The organism is Pseudomonas sp. GW821-FHT03C07 (genome assembly GCF_059420925.1).
The window spans coordinates 116,229-133,259 of the sequence record NZ_JBWKUQ010000009.1; the positions used below are offsets into that span (position 1 = coordinate 116,229).

The following is a 17,031-nucleotide window of genomic DNA, read 5'->3' on the forward strand; positions in this document are numbered from 1 at the left end:
AAGCGATTGAGCGGTAAATGATTCACGGAAAAGCCTCTGTCCAGCGACCGAGGCTTTTTTGTCCGTGCCGCCCGGCCTGTTCACGTGACGCCTTGGTCGCGCATCAGGTACAATTCCCGGCTATTTTTCGGCGGGCAGTCTGCCTGCAACCTTTTTGAGTGTTGATCCGTGAGTGATTTGAGTCATATCCGCAATTTCTCCATCATCGCCCACATTGACCATGGCAAGTCGACTCTGGCCGATCGCTTCATCCAGATGTGCGGCGGCCTTGCCGAGCGCGAAATGGAAGCGCAGGTGCTGGACTCCATGGACCTCGAGCGCGAGCGCGGGATCACCATCAAGGCCCATAGCGTTACCCTGTACTACAAGGCTCGCGACGGCATCACCTACCAGCTGAACTTCATTGACACCCCCGGCCACGTCGACTTCACCTATGAAGTCAGCCGTTCCCTGGCCGCCTGTGAAGGTGCCCTGCTGGTGGTGGACGCCGGCCAGGGCGTCGAAGCCCAGTCCGTTGCCAACTGCTACACCGCGATCGAGCAGGGCCTGGAAGTCATGCCGGTGCTGAACAAGATCGACCTGCCTCAGGCCGATCCGGACCGCGTGAAGGAAGAAATCGAGAAAATCATCGGTATCGACGCCACCGACGCCGTCACCTGCAGCGCCAAGACCGGCCAGGGTGTCGACGAAGTGCTCGAACGCCTGGTGACCACCATTCCCGCGCCGACCGGCAATATCGAAGATCCGCTGCAAGCGTTGATCATCGACTCCTGGTTCGACAACTACCTGGGCGTCGTGTCCCTGGTGCGCGTGCGCCACGGCCGTGTGCGCAAGGGCGACAAGATCCTGGTCAAGTCCACCGGCAAGATGCACCTGGTGGACAGCGTCGGCGTGTTCAACCCGAAACACACCGCCACCGTCGACCTGAAGGCCGGCGAAGTGGGCTTTATCATCGCCGGTATCAAGGACATCCACGGTGCGCCGGTGGGTGACACCCTGACCCTGAGCACCACCCCTGACGTCGACGTGCTGCCGGGCTTCAAACGCATCCAGCCGCAGGTCTACGCCGGTCTGTTTCCGGTCAGCTCCGACGATTTCGAAGACTTCCGCGAAGCCCTGCAAAAGCTCACGCTGAACGACTCCTCGCTGCAGTACACCCCGGAAAGTTCCGACGCCCTGGGCTTCGGTTTCCGTTGCGGGTTCCTCGGCATGCTGCACATGGAGATCATCCAGGAGCGCCTGGAGCGCGAGTACGACCTGGACCTGATCACCACCGCGCCGACGGTAATCTTCGAGCTGCTGCTCAAGACCGGCGAAACCATTTACGTCGACAACCCGTCGAAGCTGCCGGACCTGTCGTCCATCGAGGATATGCGCGAACCGATCGTCCGGGCGAATATTCTTGTACCGCAGGAGCACCTGGGTAACGTCATTACCCTGTGTATCGAGAAGCGTGGCATCCAGCACGACATGCTGTTCCTCGGTTCACAGGTGCAAGTGACCTACGATTTGCCGATGAACGAAGTGGTCCTGGACTTCTTTGACCGTCTCAAATCCACCAGTCGCGGCTATGCTTCGCTGGACTACCATTTTGATCGTTACCAGTCGGCCAACCTGGTCAAGCTGGATGTACTGATCAACGGTGAAAAGGTCGACGCCCTGGCGCTGATCGTGCATCGTGATAACGCGCATTACAAAGGTCGTGCGTTGACCGAGAAGATGAAAGAACTGATTCCTCGTCAGATGTTCGACGTTGCCATCCAGGCCGCCATTGGCGGGCAGATCGTGGCGCGGACAACCGTCAAGGCCCTCAGAAAGAACGTACTGGCCAAATGCTACGGCGGCGACGTCAGCCGTAAGCGCAAGCTGTTGGAAAAGCAAAAGGCCGGTAAGAAACGCATGAAGCAAGTGGGTAACGTGGAAATTCCACAGGAAGCCTTCCTTGCAGTGCTCAGGTTGGATAGTTAGGTCCTATGTCACTAAATTTCCCGCTGTTGCTGGTCATCGCCGTCGCCGTTTGTGGTGCCTTGGCGTTGTTCGATCTGGTCTTTCTGGCGCCTCGTCGGCGTTCCGCCATCGCGGCCTATCAGGGCAGCGTGACGCAGCCCGATGGCGATGTGGTCGAAAAGCTGAACAAGGAACCTTTGCTGGTTGAATACGGCAAATCCTTCTTCCCGGTGTTGTTCATCGTGCTGGTACTGCGTTCGTTCCTGGTGGAACCGTTCCAGATTCCGTCCGGTTCGATGAAACCGACCCTGGATGTCGGCGACTTCATCCTGGTGAACAAGTTTTCCTACGGGATTCGCTTGCCGGTGATCGACCAGAAGGTCATCCGGGTCGGTGATCCGCAGCGCGGCGATGTGATGGTGTTCCGCTACCCGAGCGACCCCAACGTCAACTACATCAAGCGTGTAGTCGGCCTGCCGGGCGACGTGGTGCGCTACACCAGTGACAAGAAGCTGTTCGTCAATGGCCAGTCGGTGGCCGAGCAACTGATTGGCGCCGAGCCGGGCATGTTGGGCAGCGCCGAGCTCTACAAAGAGCAACTGGGCGCCGCCGAGCACATGATCCGCAAGGAAATGGGCCGTTACCGCGCGCCGCCCGATCACGAGTGGAAGGTTCCGCAAGGCCACTACTTCATGATGGGTGACAACCGCGACAACTCCAACGACAGCCGCTACTGGGATGACCCAAGCATTCCCAAGGAGCTGCTGGGCATGGTTCCCGACGAGAACATCGTCGGCAAGGCCTTCGCGGTCTGGATGAGCTGGCCCGAACCGAAACTCAGCCACTTCCCGAATTTTTCCCGGGTCGGTCTGATCAAGTAACCAAACCCGGCGCTGTGAACACAGCGCCGAGTGCTTTTTCAGGTGCCGCAGTACCATGAAGATGACCTCCGCTCGCTCGCAAGAAGGCCTGTCGTTTTTTGGCTGGTTGCTGACCCTGGCCGTGGTGGCCTTTGCCGCCAGTGTGGCGTTGAAGCTGGTCCCGCATTACCTCGACTATATGTCGATGAAGAGAATCATCATGTCGGTGGAAACCGACAAGGCGGCGGATATCGTCACCGTCAATGACTTTTATACCCATGTTATCCGCGGCATGCAGGTCAACAGTATTCAGGATTTGGATTTGAACAAGGTGTTAAGCGTGACGTTGGAAAACAACCGGTTCCTCGCGCACTTGAAATATGAGCAGCGTGACCCGCTGATCCAGAATATCGATCTGGTGGTCAAGTTCGACCACGAATTCAGCGTGGCCAAACCGTGAGCGTGTCTTTAAGTCGTCTCGAGCGCCAGCTCGGCTATACCTTCAAGGATCAGGAGTTGATGCTCCTGGCCCTGACTCACCGCAGTTTTGCCGGGCGCAACAACGAGCGCCTGGAGTTCCTCGGGGATGCCATTCTCAACTTCGTGGCGGGCGAGGCGCTGTTCGAGCGTTTCCCCCAGGCTCGCGAAGGCCAGTTGTCGCGTTTACGCGCGCGCCTGGTGAAAGGTGAAACACTGGCGATACTGGCCCGTGGTTTCGAGTTGGGCGAGTACCTGCGCCTGGGCTCCGGCGAGCTGAAAAGCGGTGGTTTCCGCCGCGAGTCGATTCTCGCCGATGCCCTGGAAGCCCTGATTGGTGCGATTTACCTGGATGCCGGCATGGAAGCGGCACGGGACCGGGTGTTGGCCTGGCTGACCTCGGAGTTTGACAGCCTGACGCCGGTGGACACCAACAAGGACCCCAAGACCCGCCTGCAGGAGTTTCTGCAATCCCGGGCCTGCGACCTGCCGCGTTACGAAGTGGTGGATATCCAGGGTGAGCCGCATTGCCGGACGTTCTTCGTCGAGTGCGAGATCACCCTATTGAATGAAAAAAGCCGAGGACAGGGCGTGAGCCGTCGTATTGCCGAACAGGTAGCGGCGGCATCGGCACTGATTGCCCTGGGCGTGGAGAATGGTAATGACTGATTCAACGGCAACACGCTGCGGCTACGTCGCCATCGTCGGCCGGCCGAACGTGGGCAAGTCCACGCTGCTGAACCATATCCTCGGGCAGAAACTGGCGATCACCTCGCGCAAGCCCCAGACCACTCGCCACAACATGCTCGGGATCAAGACCGAAGGCAGCGTGCAGGCGGTCTATGTCGACACCCCCGGTATGCACAAGGGCGGCGAAAAGGCCCTGAACCGCTATATGAACAAGACCGCTTCGGCGGCGTTGAAAGACGTCGACGTGGTGATCTTCGTGGTTGACCGCACCCGTTGGACCGACGAAGACCAGATGGTCCTGGAGCGTATCCAGTACGTTGAGGGCCCGGTGATCGTGGCCTTGAACAAGACCGACCGGATCGAGGACAAGGCCGAGCTGATGCCACACCTGACCTGGTTGCAGGAGCAGTTGCCGAAGGCGCAGATCGTGCCGATCTCGGCGCAGCACGGGCACAACCTTGAGCACCTGGAAAGCCTGATCGCCACGCACCTGCCGGAAAACGAGCACTTTTTCCCGGAAGACCAGATCACCGACCGCAGCAGCCGATTCCTGGCGGCGGAACTGGTGCGTGAGAAAATCATGCGGCAGATGGGCGCCGAGCTGCCTTACCAGATCACCGTGGAAATCGAAGAATTCAAGCAGCAGGGCAAGACCCTGCACATCCATGCGTTGATCCTCGTCGAGCGTGACGGCCAGAAGAAGATCATCATTGGTGACAAGGGCGAGCGCATCAAGCGTATCGGCACCGAGGCGCGCAAGGACATGGAGCTGCTGTTCGATTCGAAGATCATGCTCAACCTGTGGGTCAAGGTGAAGGGCGGCTGGTCCGATGACGAGCGTGCGCTGCGTTCGTTGGGTTACGGCGACCTGTAACCAGGCTGTTCGAGCGCTCCCAGGCGGAACGCTATCCCTCACCCCTGTAGGAGCGAGCTTGCTCGCGATGAACGCAAGAACACTGCGATTCTTGCATTGCCCCGCGTTATCGTTAACGTTCATCGCGAGCAAGCTCGCTCCTACAGGGTCTTCATGTCCACGACGCCACCTCCCGGCCAACCCGCCTACGTCCTGCACTCCCGCGCCTATCGCGAAAACAGCGCGCTGGTGGATTTCATCACCCCGCAAGGCCGGCTGCGTGCCGTACTGCGCAGCGCGCGGGGCAAGGCCGGGACTCTGGCGCGGCCCTTCGTGCCCCTCGAGGTGGAGTTTCGCGGTCGCGGCGAGCTGAAGAACGTCGGCCGCATGGAAAGCGCCGGGGTCTCCACCTGGCTGGTTGGCGAGGCCCTGTTCAGCGGCCTCTACCTCAATGAACTGTTGATCCGCCTACTGCCCGCCGAAGATCCGCACCCCGCGGTCTTCGAGCATTACGCCGCAACCTTGCTGGCCCTGGCCGAAGGCCGTCCCCTCGAACCGCTGCTGCGCTCCTTTGAGTGGCGGCTGCTGGACGACCTCGGTTATGGCTTTTCCCTCGACCTGGATATTCACGGTGAACCGCTGGCGGCGGATGGCTTGTACCGCCTGCAAGTCGATGCCGGCCTGGAGCGGGTCTATCTGTTGCAACCGGGCCTGTTCCAGGGCGCCGAGCTGCTGGCCATGGCCGAGGCCGACTGGACCGCGGTGGGCGCCTTGTCGGCGGCCAAACGCCTGATGCGCCAAGCCCTGGCGGTGCATCTGGGCGGCAAGCCGCTGGTCAGTCGCGAGTTGTTTCGCAAGCCCTGAGGGGCGGGTAGGGCCTAATGCTGTTGTAGGAGCAGCCGGTCGACGGCGTTAGGGCATGGCCTCCTGGCATCCACATTCGACACACAGAACTGGCCGTACAAGCCACGGCTGACGTGTATGCTGTGCAGCGAATCTTCCACTCTTCAGGAGTCTTTCCGTGAGCACCAGCACTCGTATCCTTCTCGGCGTGAACATCGACCACGTCGCCACCCTGCGCCAGGCCCGGGGCACGCGTTATCCCGATCCGGTCAAGGCTGCGCTGGATGCCGAAGAGGCGGGCGCCGACGGCATCACCGTGCACCTGCGTGAAGACCGCCGGCATATCCAGGAGCGCGATGTGTTGCTGCTCAAGGAGGTGTTGCAGACGCGGATGAACTTCGAGATGGGCGTGACCGACGAGATGATGGCTTTTGCCGAGCGCATTCGTCCGGCGCATATCTGCCTGGTACCGGAAACCCGTCAGGAGCTGACCACCGAGGGTGGCCTGGATGTGGCGGGGCAGGAGGAACGGATCAAGGCGGCGGTGCAGCGCCTGAGCAAGATTGGCAGCGAAGTGTCGCTGTTCATCGATGCTGATGAGCGTCAGATCGCCGCGGCCAAGCGTGTCGGGGCGCCGGCTATCGAGCTGCACACCGGGCGTTATGCCGATGCCCAGACGCCGGTGGAAGTGGCCGAAGAGCTGAAGCGGATCGCCGATGGCGTGGCATTCGGTGTGGCCCAGGGATTGATCGTCAATGCCGGGCATGGCCTGCATTACCACAACGTCGAGGCGGTGGCGGCGATCCCGGGGATCAACGAACTGAACATCGGTCACGCGCTGGTGGCGCATGCGCTGTTCGTCGGATTCAAGGCGGCGGTGGTGGAGATGAAAGCGCTGATCCTGGCGGCTGCGCCGAAGGCCTGACTGCCGGGTATGTCATCTTGAGGCGTAACCTGAAGTGCTGTTGCGCCTGTTCCGGTCTCTTCGCGGGCAAGCTCCGCTCCCACAGTTTGACCGCGTCCCCCCTGTGGGAGCGGAGCTTGCCCGCGAAGAGGTCCGAAAGAACACCACAAATAACTCAGGCCATACCCCCATCAGCTTAGAGCTGTGACGGCTGCTCGGTCGGCTTGGTCTTGTCCACGCCTGGCACATGCAGGTTGCTGTCCGCCACCTGGCTGCCTTCCAGCTGCGGCTGGGTCACCCAGGTCAGGATGTCGTAGTAACGGCGGATGTTGGCGACGAAATGCACCGGTTCGCCGCCCCGCGCATACCCGTAGCGGGTCTTGCTGTACCACTGCTTCTGCGCCAGACGCGGCAACATCTTCTTCACGTCCAGCCACTTGTTCGGGTTCAGGCCGTCCTTCTCGGCCAGCTTGCGCGCGTCGTCCAGATGGCCGCTGCCGACGTTGTACGCCGCCAGGGCAAACCAGGTGCGGTCCGGCTCTTCGATCTGCTCGTCCAGTTGATCCTTCATATACGCCAGGTACTTGGCCCCGCCGCTGATGCTCTGTCGCGCATCCAGGCGGTTGGACACGCCCATGGCCTGGGCCGTGCTCTGGGTCAGCATCATCAGGCCGCGCACGCCGGTCTTGGAAGTGACCCCCGGCTGCCACAGCGATTCCTGATAGCCGATGGCCGCCAGCAACCGCCAGTCGACTTTTTCTTCCTTGGCCGACGCGCGGAAATGTTTCTCGTACTTGGGCAGGCGTTGCTGCAAGTGCTGGGCAAAGGTATAGGCGCCGACGTAACCGAGGACATCGACATGCCCGTAATAGCGATCCTTCAGACGTTGCAAGGTGCCGTTCTGCTGCACCTTGTCGAGGTAGGCGTTGATCTCGTTGAGCAGGCTGTTGTCTTCGCCCGGGGCCACCGCCCAGCGCTGGTTGCGGGCATCGCCGAGGTCGAAGGCGACCCGCACATTGGGGAAGTAGACCTGGTTCATCGCCACTTCGTTGGAATCCACCAGGGTCAGGTCGATCTGACCTTCGTCGACCATGCGCAGCAGGTCGACCACTTCAACCGCGTCGGACTCTTCGTATTCGATCGCGGGATTCTGCTTTTTCAGCTCGGCGAGTTGTCCGGCATGGCTGCTGCCCTTGAGCACCGTGATGCGTTTGCCCACCAGGTCCGCCGGTGTCGTGGGGCGGGATTGGCCGTTGCGGTAGACAATCTGCGGGGTGACTTCCAGGTACGGATGGGAAAAGCGTGCCTGCAGCTTGCGTTCGTCGCTGCTCACCAGGCCGGCGGCCGCCAGCACCGGGCCGTTGGGTTTGCCCAGTTGATTGAACAGATCGTCAAGATTGTCGGCGGTTTCGATCTCGAGCTTGACCCCCAGGTCATCGGCAAAGCGCTTGACCAGCTCGTACTCGAAGCCGGTCTCGCCGTTGCGATCCTGGAAATAGGTGGCCGGACTGTTGCGGGTAATCACCCGCAGTACGCCGTCCTCCTTTACGCGCTCGAGTGTGCTGGGTTTATCAACACAGGCGCCGAGCATCAGGAAGAGTCCGGTTGCGATGAGCCACCTGGCACAGCGCGGGCGGAAAGCAGTTGGGGAGAACATCTGCGCAGTATACGCAAAGGACCCCGGCCGCCATATCTCGACAGAATCGCGCCGGTCTGCTAGCTATCCCTGGGAATGGCTGGAGGCTGTAGGAATGGGCTTTTGAGCGCGTATGAACTTTATAAAATAGTGCTGATGAATAATGGTAATGACCTGTATGAATGGGTAATTAGACCTTGAGAGGCATGTGCCGTGAGGCAAGCGTGCCGTTTCGGGTGCCGTCGCGGGCGGTTTAGGCTAGAATGCACGGCCTCAAAGCACACCCCTTCCCGAGGCTGTCCCGAAGATGTTGATCCTGCGCGGCGCTCCTGCCCTTTCCGCCTTTCGCCACAGCAAACTGCTTGAACAACTGAGCCAAAAAGTTCCGGCTGTCAGTGGTTTGTATGCCGAGTTCGCCCATTTCGCCGAAGTGACTGGCGTGCTGACTGGCGACGAACAGCAAGTGCTGGCCCGCCTGCTGAAATACGGCCCGAGCGTGCCGGTCCAGGAGCCGACCGGTCGTCTGTTTCTGGTGTTGCCGCGTTTCGGCACCATTTCGCCCTGGTCGAGCAAGGCCAGCGACATTGCCCGTAACTGCGGCCTGGGGAAAGTCCAGCGCCTGGAACGTGGTATCGCGTTCTACGTGGCCGGCCAGTTCAGCGACGCCGAAGCCGAGCTGATCGCTTCCGCCCTGCATGACCGCATGACCCAGATCGTGCTGGGCACCCTGGAGCAGGCCGCCGGTCTGTTCAGCCATGCCGAGCCGAAGCCGCTGACGGCCATCGACCTGCTGGGTGGCGGTCGCGCCGCGCTGGAAAAAGCCAACGTCGAGCTGGGCCTGGCCCTGGCGGAAGACGAGATCGACTACCTGGTCGACGCTTTCAACGGCCTCAAGCGCAATCCCCACGACATCGAACTGATGATGTTCGCCCAGGCGAACTCCGAGCACTGCCGGCACAAGATCTTCAACGCCAGTTGGGATATCGACGGCCAGAGCCAGGAAAAAAGCCTGTTCGGCATGATCAAGAACACCTACCAGATGCACAGCGAAGGCGTTCTGTCGGCTTACAAGGACAACGCCTCGGTGATCGTCGGTAACGTTGCCGGACGTTTCTTCCCGGACCCTGAAACCCGCCAGTACGGCGCGGTGCAGGAGCCGGTGCACATCCTGATGAAGGTCGAAACCCACAACCACCCGACCGCGATTGCCCCGTTCCCGGGCGCGGCCACCGGTTCCGGCGGCGAGATCCGCGACGAGGGTGCTACCGGCCGTGGCGCCAAGCCGAAAGCCGGCCTCACCGGTTTCACCGTGTCCAACCTGCAGATCCCGGGTTTCGTACAGCCGTGGGAAGTGCCATACGGCAAGCCCGAGCGCATCGTCACCGCGCTGGACATCATGATCGAAGGCCCACTGGGTGGCGCCGCGTTCAACAACGAATTCGGTCGTCCGGCCCTGACCGGCTACTTCCGTACTTTCGAGCAATCCATCACCACCCCGCGTGGCGACGAAGTGCGCGGTTACCACAAGCCGATCATGCTGGCCGGCGGTATGGGCAACATTCGCGCCGAGCACGTACAGAAAGGCGAAATCGTTGTCGGCTCCAAGCTGATCGTCCTTGGCGGCCCGGCAATGCTGATCGGTCTGGGTGGCGGTGCTGCCTCGTCCATGGCCACCGGCACCAGCTCGGCGGACCTGGATTTCGCTTCGGTACAGCGCGAAAACCCGGAAATGGAACGTCGCTGCCAGGAGGTCATCGACCGTTGCTGGCAGCTGGGCGACAAGAACCCCATCAGCTTTATCCATGACGTGGGTGCCGGCGGTCTGTCCAACGCCTTCCCGGAACTGGTCAATGACGGCGATCGCGGCGGTCGTTTCGAACTGCGCAATATTCCCAATGACGAGCCGGGCATGGCCCCGCACGAAATCTGGTCGAACGAATCCCAGGAACGTTATGTCCTGGCGGTCGGCGCGGCGGACTTCGAACGCTTCAAGGCGATCTGCGAGCGTGAGCGTTGCCCGTTCGCCGTGGTCGGCGAAGCCACTACCGAGCCGCAACTGACGGTCACCGACAGCCACTTCGGCAACAGCCCGGTGGATATGCCGCTGGAAGTGCTGCTGGGCAAGGCCCCGCGCATGCACCGTTCGGCGGTGCGCGAAAGCGAGCTGGGCGACGATTTCGATCCGAGCAGCCTGGCCCTGGCCGAGTGCGTCGAGCGCGTCCTGCATCACCCGGCCGTGGCGAGCAAAAGCTTCCTGATCACCATCGGCGACCGCACCATTACCGGCCTGGTCTCCCGCGACCAGATGGTCGGCCCGTGGCAGGTACCGGTGGCTGACGTCGCCGTGACCGCTACCAGCTTCGACGTCTACACCGGTGAGGCCATGGCCATGGGCGAGCGCACGCCGCTGGCCCTGTTGAACGCGCCGGCCTCCGGGCGCATGGCGATCGGCGAAACCCTGACCAACATCGCGGCTTCGCGGATCGGCAAGCTGTCCGATATCAAGCTGTCGGCCAACTGGATGTCCGCGGCCGGCCATCCGGGTGAAGATGCCCGTCTTTACGACACCGTCAAAGCGGTCGGTATGGAACTGTGCCCTGAACTGGGCCTGACCATTCCGGTGGGCAAGGACTCCATGTCCATGGCCACCCGCTGGAACGACGAAGGCACCGACAAGAGTGTGACTTCGCCGCTGTCGCTGATCGTTACCGGTTTCGCCCCGGTCACCGATATCCGCCAGACCCTGACCCCGCAACTGCGCATGGACAAGGGCACCACCGATCTGATCCTGGTCGACCTCGGTCGCGGTCAGAATCGCATGGGCGCTTCGATCCTCGCCCAGGTCTACGGCAAGCTCGGCAAGCAGGCTCCGGACGTCGACGACGCCGAGGACCTGAAGGCCTTCTTCGCGGTGATCCAGGGCCTCAACGCCGACGGTCACCTGCTGGCCTACCATGACCGTTCCGACGGTGGTCTGCTGACCTCCGTGCTGGAAATGGCCTTTGCCGGTCATTGCGGCCTGCATCTGAACCTCGACGGTTTGGCGGAAACCTCCGCCGACCTCGCGGCCATCCTGTTCAACGAAGAACTCGGCGCGGTGATCCAGGTTCGCCAGGATTCCACCCCGGACGTGCTGGCGCAGTTCAGCGCCGCCGGCCTGGGCGACTGTGTGTCGGTGATCGGCCAGCCGTTGAACAATGGCGAAGTCAGCATCACCTTCGACGGCGAGACGGTCTTCACCGGCGAGCGTCGCCTGTTGCAGCGCCAGTGGGCGGAAACCAGCTACCGTATCCAGCGCCTGCGTGACAACGCCGAGTGCGCCGACCAGGAATTCGATGTCCTGCTCGACGAAGGCAACCCCGGCCTGAGCTACAAGACCAGCTTCGATGTGAGCCAGGACATCGCCGCGCCGTACATCAAGAAGGGCATTCGCCCACAGGTGGCGGTGCTGCGTGAGCAGGGTGTCAACGGCCAGGTGGAAATGGCCGCGGCGTTCGACCGTGCCGGCTTCAACGCCATTGACGTGCACATGAGCGATATCCTCGCCGGTCGCGTCGACCTGAACGAGTTCAAGGGCCTGGTTGCCTGCGGCGGCTTCTCCTATGGCGACGTACTCGGTGCCGGTGAAGGCTGGGCCAAATCGGCGCTGTTCAACGCCCGTGCCCGCGATGCCTTCCAGGGCTTCTTCGAGCGCACCGACAGTTTCACCCTGGGCGTGTGCAACGGTTGCCAGATGATGTCCAACCTGCACGAGCTGATTCCGGGCAGCGAACTCTGGCCGCACTTCGTCCGTAACCGCTCCGAGCAGTTCGAAGCGCGGGTGGCGATGGTCCAGGTCCAGGAGTCGAATTCGATCTTCCTGCAGGGCATGGCCGGTTCGCGCATGCCGATTGCCATCGCCCACGGCGAAGGCCATGCCGAGTTCGAAAGCGAGGCCGCGCTGCTGCAAGCCGACCTGTCGGGTTGCGTGGCCATGCGTTTCGTCGACAACCACGGCAAGGTCACCCAGACCTACCCGGCCAACCCGAACGGCTCGCCGCGCGGGATCACCGGGCTGACCAGCCGCGACGGTCGCGTCACCATCATGATGCCGCACCCTGAGCGGGTATTCCGTGCCGTGCAGAACTCCTGGCGCTCGGAAGACTGGAACGAAGACGCGCCATGGATGCGCATGTTCCGCAACGCCCGCGTCTGGGTGAACTAAGCGCTCATGTACAAGCTCAGCTTTTTCGTTCCGCCGAGCCATGTGGAACAGGTCAAGCGTGCCGTATTCGCCGCCGGAGGCGGGCGGATCGGTACTTACGACCAGTGCGCATGGCAGGTGCTGGGCCAAGGCCAGTTTCGCCCGTTGGACGGCAGCCAGCCGTTTCTCGGGCAGACCGGTGTGGTCGAGCAGGTGGATGAGTGGAAGGTTGAGCTGGTGGTGGCGGACGCCTTGATCGAGGCGGTGGTGATGGCTCTGAAGCAGAGCCATCCCTACGAAACGCCGGCCTATGAAGTCTGGCGTCTAGCGGATTTCTGATGCACTCCTCTCCATCTAGAGCGGTACCGCACAGGTTTCCTTGCGGTTCAATAGCGTCCTTAGCGCTTCACTCATTGCGCTGGCCCGATTCCCCACCAACACATGCCAGGCGCCGCCTTCCACCTGGCTGATGCCCTGGCAGCCCAGGGTTTTCAGATCCGCTTCGGATAACCGCCGAACATCCTCGAGCTGCACCCGTAGCCGGGTCTGGGCGACGCATTGCAGTGCCAGCACATTGTCTTTCCCGCCCAGTGCGTCCAGCCATTGCTGGGCCTGTTGCGCGCTGATCGCCTTCGCCCCGAGGGGCACTGGCTCGCTCACCGCCCTGTCGATCGAGCCTGTCACTGGTAAGGCCAGGCGGATCTCATCGGCAATGCTGTCCGCCAATGGCCCGACCACCACCTGCAGGCTGCCGCCGTGTCCTGGTCGCACCACGGCCATTGCCCCGAGGCTTTTCAGCTCGGCGTCCACGGCCTTGTCCCGGTCCAGCAACTCCACTCGCAGGCGTGTGGTGCAGGCCCCCACTGTCAGCAAGTTGGCGGCCCCGCCGAGGGCCTGGATATAAGCGGCGGCCCGCTGGTTTTCGCTGAGTATCCGGGTGGCGGTGGCACTGGCGAGATTCTCGCGGCCCGGGGTCTTCAGGTCGAATCGGCGGATGCAGAAATCGAAAACGAAGTAGTACAGCAAGGCATAGCCCAGCCCCACCGGAAGCACCAACCAGCCGTTGGTGGATTTGCCCCAGCCCAGGGCCATGTCGATGGCACCGCCGGAGAAGGTAAAGCCCAGGTGGATGTTCAGCGCGTTGGTCACGGCCATCGACAGGCCCGTGAGCAAGGCGTGCAGCACATACAACATGGGCGCGAGGAACATGAAGGCGAATTCTATCGGTTCGGTCACCCCGGTCAGGAACGAGGTCAGGGCCATCGATAACAGCAGGCCGCCCATCAACTTGCGTCGTTCCGGCAGGGCATTGCGGTACATCGCCAGGCAGGCCGCCGGCAAGCCGAAGACCATCACCGGGAACATGCCGGTCATGAACTGCCCGGCCTTCGGGTCGCCGGCGAAGTAACGCGCCAGGTCCCCGGTGACCATCAGCCCGGTCTCGGGCGAGGTGTAGCTGCCGAACACGAACCACATCATATTGTTGAGGATATGGTGCAAGCCGGTGACGATCAGCAGTCGGTTGAAGACGCCGAAGACGAAGGCCCCGAGGCTGCCGCTCTCGACCATCAGCAGGCCGAGGCTGTTGATGCCGCTCTGGATCGGCGGCCAGATAAAGCCGAACACCACCCCCAGGCCTACCGCCGAGAACCCGGTGACAATCGGCACGAAGCGGCGCCCGCCGAAGAACGCCAGGTATTCCGGCAGCTTGATGTCCTTGAAGCGGTTGTACAACGCGCCGCCGAGCAGGCCGCTGATGATCCCGGCGAGCATGCCCATGTTGATGCTCGCGTCGAGCACCTTGAGGGTGGCGATCAGCACCAGGTAACCGATGGCCCCGGCCAGCCCGGCGGTGCCGTTGTTGTCGCGGGCGAACCCCACGGCGATGCCGATGGCGAAGATCAGCGCCAGGTTGGCGAAGATGGTGTTGCCGGCATCGTGGATGATCGCGATGTTCAGCAGGTCGGTATCGCCCAGGCGCAGCAGCAGGCCGGCTATCGGCAGGATGGCGATGGGGAGCATCAACGCCCGTCCCAGGCGTTGCAGACCTTCGATGAAGAACTGGTACATGACGTGTCTCCTTCTTGTTGTTGTGTGCAGGCCTAGGATCAATCAGCCCAGCGGCCAGTGTTGGTGACAGGCGTCACGGACTTGTGCGGCGCTGCCCAGTTGCAGCAGCGACGGCACGATCCGCCGACATTCGGCGGCATCCAGGCTGCGGACCCGCGCCTTGATTTCGCCAATTTGCGGGGTGCTCACGGACAGCTCGGTGATCCCCAGGCCGATCAGCACCGGGGTCGCCAACGGGTCGGAGGCCAGCGCGCCGCAGATCCCCACCCAACGCCGATGCATGCCGGCCCCGGCGCAGGTCTGGGCCATCAGCCGCAGCAGGGCCGGGTGCAGGGCATCGACCCGGGCGGCGAGGCCGGCGTGGTCGCGGTCCATGGCCAGGGTGTATTGCGACAGGTCGTTGCTACCGATGGACAGGAAGTCCGCATGCTCGGCCAGTTGTTCGGCCAGCAGGGCGGCCGAAGGCACTTCGATCATCACCCCCAGTTCCGGGCGCAGATTGAGTCCCAGCTCGCTGGCCAGCTCATCCAGGCGCTGACGTACCTGCAGCAGTTCGTCGACTTCGCTGATCATCGGCAGCAGGATCCGGCAGCGTTGCAGCGGGCTGACCTGCAGCAGGGCGCGCAGTTGCTGGTCGAGCAGTGCCGGTTGCGCCTGGCTCAGGCGGATACCGCGCAGGCCCAGCACCGGATTGGCTTCCACCGGCAGCGGCAGGTAGTCGAGTTGCTTGTCGCCACCGACATCGATGGTGCGGATGATTACCGGGCGTTCGCCCATGGCGTCGAGCACGCCCTGGTAGGCACTGCGTTGTTCCTCTTGGTCCGGCGCGTTGCGACGCCCGACGAAGAGGAACTCAGTGCGCAACAGGCCGACAGCGTCGGCGCCGTGCAGATGGGCTTCGCCGGCTTCGGCGGCCGAGGCGACATTGGCGGCCACCTCGATGTGCAGGCCATCGCGGGTCTCGGCCGGTAAGTGGGCCTGGGCCTGTTGTTGCTGGCGCCGCAGTTGCTGTTGCCAGTGGGCCAGGGCGACGCCTTCGCGGCGGGCGTCATCGGGTGTCAATTCGAGGCGGCCGTGATCGGCGTCGAGGACCACCACTTGGCCGGGAGCAATCTCCAATAGTCCGGCCCCCAGCGCCACCAGGCAGGGCAGACCTTTGCTCCGGGCGAGGATCGCGACGTGGGAGGTCGCACCGCCGGCGGCCATGCACAGCCCGGCGACCTGTTGCCGGCTGAGCAACAGCAGGTCCGAGGGGGTCAGTTCCTGCGCGGCGACGATAGCGCCGGGGGGCAGGTCGTAGTGCGCGGCTTCGCCCAGCAGGGCCCGCAGCACCTGTTGCCGGAGGTCGCTCAGGTCGTTGGTGCGCTCGGCCAGCAGCGGATTACCGAGATTGAGCAGAACCTGGCATTGCGTCTCGATCGAACGGTCCCAGGCGTGGGTAGCCGCCTGGCCGGCTTCGATGGCCTGGCTGGCGGCCTCCAGTAGCACGGGGTCTTCGAGCAAGGCGAGGTGGGCGTTGAAGATCGCCTCCTCTTCGGCGGCTTTGCGCTGGCGGGCCTGTAACAGCGTGCCGTGGATGTCCGCGCGAACCTTTTCCAGGGCAGTGTCCAGTGCTTGCAGCTGTTCATCGGCGGCGTGCTGACCGGCGTCCGGCGCCAGGGTGATGGCGGCCAGGCGGACCAGCGGACCACTGACCAGACCGGGCGAGGCGCATACGCCCGGCAGGACGCCGTCTTCGTTTGCTTGGCGTGGGGCCGTCCTGAGCGGCGCTGGCGCCGAATGGCCGGCATCGCCCAGGGGCGTACGCAATACGTTCAACAGGGCTTGCAACGCCGCTTCGCGGTCCGCTCCACGACAGCTGATCTGCACGTCCTGCTGTTCCCCGACGCTGAGTCCCATGATGCCGATCAGGCTGTCGAGGGGCGCCGATTTATCCCCCAGATGCAAACGGGCGCTGCAATTGAAACCTTGTGCGGTCTGGCGCAGCAACGCCGCCGGACGGGCATGCAGGCCGCCGTGATGGGCGACCCGGGCGCTGCCGCGGACTTCGTCGGAGTCCACCGTCGGAGAAGCGGCGGGTTGTTCGGTGTGCTGGCGCGGGACGATATGCAACAAGGGTTCGCCGACCTTGACGTGGGCCTGGGCCATGGGCTGCAGGTCGTAATGCTCGCCGTTGGTCAGGATCACCAGGCTCACCAGGCTCTTGCACTGGCGGGCGACCTTGTCCAGGTCGACGCGCAGCAATGCCTGGCCGTCCCGCACCCGGGTGCCCGTCTCGACCAGCAGGGCAAAGCCTTCACCTTGCAGCTCGACGGTGTCCAGGCCCAGGTGCAGCAGCAGTTCGGCGCCGTTATCGGTGCGCAGGGTCAGGGCGTGTCGCGTTCGGGCGATGTGAATGATCTCGCCGGCACAGGGCGCGTGCAGGCAATCGTTGAGCGGGTCGATGGCCAGCCCGGGGCCCATGGCGCCGCTGGCGAATACCGCATCGTCGACCTCGGCAAGCGGGAACACGGGCCCGCTCAGCGGGGCGCTGAGGGTGATGTTGTTCTTGTTATGCATGGCGCTGTA

12 protein-coding genes are annotated in these 17,031 nt (G+C 62.8%); 9 read left to right on the forward strand and 3 right to left on the reverse strand.

What is annotated here, in order from left to right:
* The first annotated feature begins 168 nt into the window (after positions 1-168).
* The 7 genes from lepA to pdxJ all read left to right on the forward strand — a co-directional run bounded on the left by lepA (position 169) and on the right by pdxJ (position 6,595).
* A complete protein-coding gene (gene lepA, locus AC07VG_RS18625; protein WP_494999310.1) occupies positions 169-1,968 on the forward strand; it encodes a translation elongation factor 4 in 1,800 nt (599 codons plus the stop codon).
* A 5-nt stretch (positions 1,969-1,973) separates the two neighbouring features.
* Positions 1,974-2,828, forward strand: coding sequence for a signal peptidase I (gene lepB / locus AC07VG_RS18630; RefSeq protein WP_494999311.1), 855 nt, complete (start codon positions 1,974-1,976; stop codon positions 2,826-2,828).
* 61 nt (positions 2,829-2,889) lie between these two features.
* A complete protein-coding gene (locus AC07VG_RS18635; RefSeq protein ID WP_494999868.1) occupies positions 2,890-3,267 on the forward strand; it encodes a DUF4845 domain-containing protein in 378 nt (125 codons plus the stop codon).
* Complete coding sequence (gene rnc, locus AC07VG_RS18640) at positions 3,264-3,953, forward strand: ribonuclease III (protein WP_495021671.1); 690 nt, start codon at positions 3,264-3,266, stop codon at positions 3,951-3,953. The genes AC07VG_RS18635 and rnc overlap by 4 nt, the downstream gene beginning before the upstream one ends.
* Positions 3,946-4,848, forward strand: a complete 903-nt coding sequence (era, locus tag AC07VG_RS18645; RefSeq protein ID WP_248794722.1) for a GTPase Era — start codon at positions 3,946-3,948, stop codon at positions 4,846-4,848. The genes rnc and era overlap by 8 nt, the downstream gene beginning before the upstream one ends.
* Before the next feature lie 153 nt (positions 4,849-5,001).
* On the forward strand, positions 5,002-5,691 hold the full coding sequence (recO, locus tag AC07VG_RS18650) for a DNA repair protein RecO (RefSeq protein WP_494999313.1): 690 nt from the start codon (positions 5,002-5,004) through the stop codon (positions 5,689-5,691).
* A 157-nt stretch (positions 5,692-5,848) separates the two neighbouring features.
* Complete coding sequence (gene pdxJ / locus AC07VG_RS18655; protein ID WP_494999314.1) at positions 5,849-6,595, forward strand: pyridoxine 5'-phosphate synthase; 747 nt, start codon at positions 5,849-5,851, stop codon at positions 6,593-6,595.
* 175 nt (positions 6,596-6,770) lie between these two features.
* Here the strand turns inward: pdxJ and mltF are convergent, their stop codons facing one another.
* Positions 6,771-8,231, reverse strand: coding sequence for a membrane-bound lytic murein transglycosylase MltF (gene mltF / locus AC07VG_RS18660; RefSeq protein WP_494999315.1), 1,461 nt, complete (start codon positions 8,229-8,231; stop codon positions 6,771-6,773).
* Between the two features lie 286 nt (positions 8,232-8,517).
* On the opposite strand from mltF, the gene purL reads away from it, so the two are divergent.
* Positions 8,518-12,414, forward strand: a complete 3,897-nt coding sequence (purL, locus tag AC07VG_RS18665; RefSeq protein WP_494999316.1) for a phosphoribosylformylglycinamidine synthase — start codon at positions 8,518-8,520, stop codon at positions 12,412-12,414.
* Between the two features lie 6 nt (positions 12,415-12,420).
* Positions 12,421-12,732, forward strand: coding sequence for an NGG1p interacting factor NIF3 (locus tag AC07VG_RS18670; protein ID WP_494999317.1), 312 nt, complete (start codon positions 12,421-12,423; stop codon positions 12,730-12,732).
* A gap of 15 nt (positions 12,733-12,747) precedes the next feature.
* Here the strand turns inward: AC07VG_RS18670 and nagE are convergent, their stop codons facing one another.
* Both nagE and ptsP read right to left on the reverse strand, forming a co-directional pair.
* Positions 12,748-14,463 (reverse strand): N-acetylglucosamine-specific PTS transporter subunit IIBC, encoded by a 1,716-nt coding sequence (gene nagE / locus AC07VG_RS18675; RefSeq protein WP_494999318.1) that lies wholly within the window; start codon positions 14,461-14,463, stop codon positions 12,748-12,750.
* A 42-nt stretch (positions 14,464-14,505) separates the two neighbouring features.
* Positions 14,506-17,022 (reverse strand): phosphoenolpyruvate--protein phosphotransferase, encoded by a 2,517-nt coding sequence (gene ptsP, locus AC07VG_RS18680; protein ID WP_494999319.1) that lies wholly within the window; start codon positions 17,020-17,022, stop codon positions 14,506-14,508.
* Positions 17,023-17,031: the final 9 nt, after the last annotated feature.

Excerpts from the sequence above, each read along its gene's own strand:
- AC07VG_RS18670 (WP_494999317.1), top strand. The coding sequence starts at position 12,421 with ATGTACAAGCTCAGCTTTTTCGTTCCGCCGAGCCATGTGGAACAGGTC.
- purL (WP_494999316.1), top strand. The coding sequence starts at position 8,518 with ATGTTGATCCTGCGCGGCGCTCCTGCCCTTTCCGCCTTTCGCCACAGC.
- era (WP_248794722.1), top strand. The coding sequence starts at position 3,946 with ATGACTGATTCAACGGCAACACGCTGCGGCTACGTCGCCATCGTCGGC.
- mltF (WP_494999315.1), bottom strand. The coding sequence starts at position 8,231 with ATGTTCTCCCCAACTGCTTTCCGCCCGCGCTGTGCCAGGTGGCTCATC.
- ptsP (WP_494999319.1), bottom strand. The coding sequence starts at position 17,022 with ATGCATAACAAGAACAACATCACCCTCAGCGCCCCGCTGAGCGGGCCC.
- recO (WP_494999313.1), top strand. The coding sequence starts at position 5,002 with ATGTCCACGACGCCACCTCCCGGCCAACCCGCCTACGTCCTGCACTCC.
- lepB (WP_494999311.1), top strand. The coding sequence starts at position 1,974 with ATGTCACTAAATTTCCCGCTGTTGCTGGTCATCGCCGTCGCCGTTTGT.
- AC07VG_RS18635 (WP_494999868.1), top strand. The coding sequence starts at position 2,890 with ATGACCTCCGCTCGCTCGCAAGAAGGCCTGTCGTTTTTTGGCTGGTTG.
- nagE (WP_494999318.1), bottom strand. The coding sequence starts at position 14,463 with ATGTACCAGTTCTTCATCGAAGGTCTGCAACGCCTGGGACGGGCGTTG.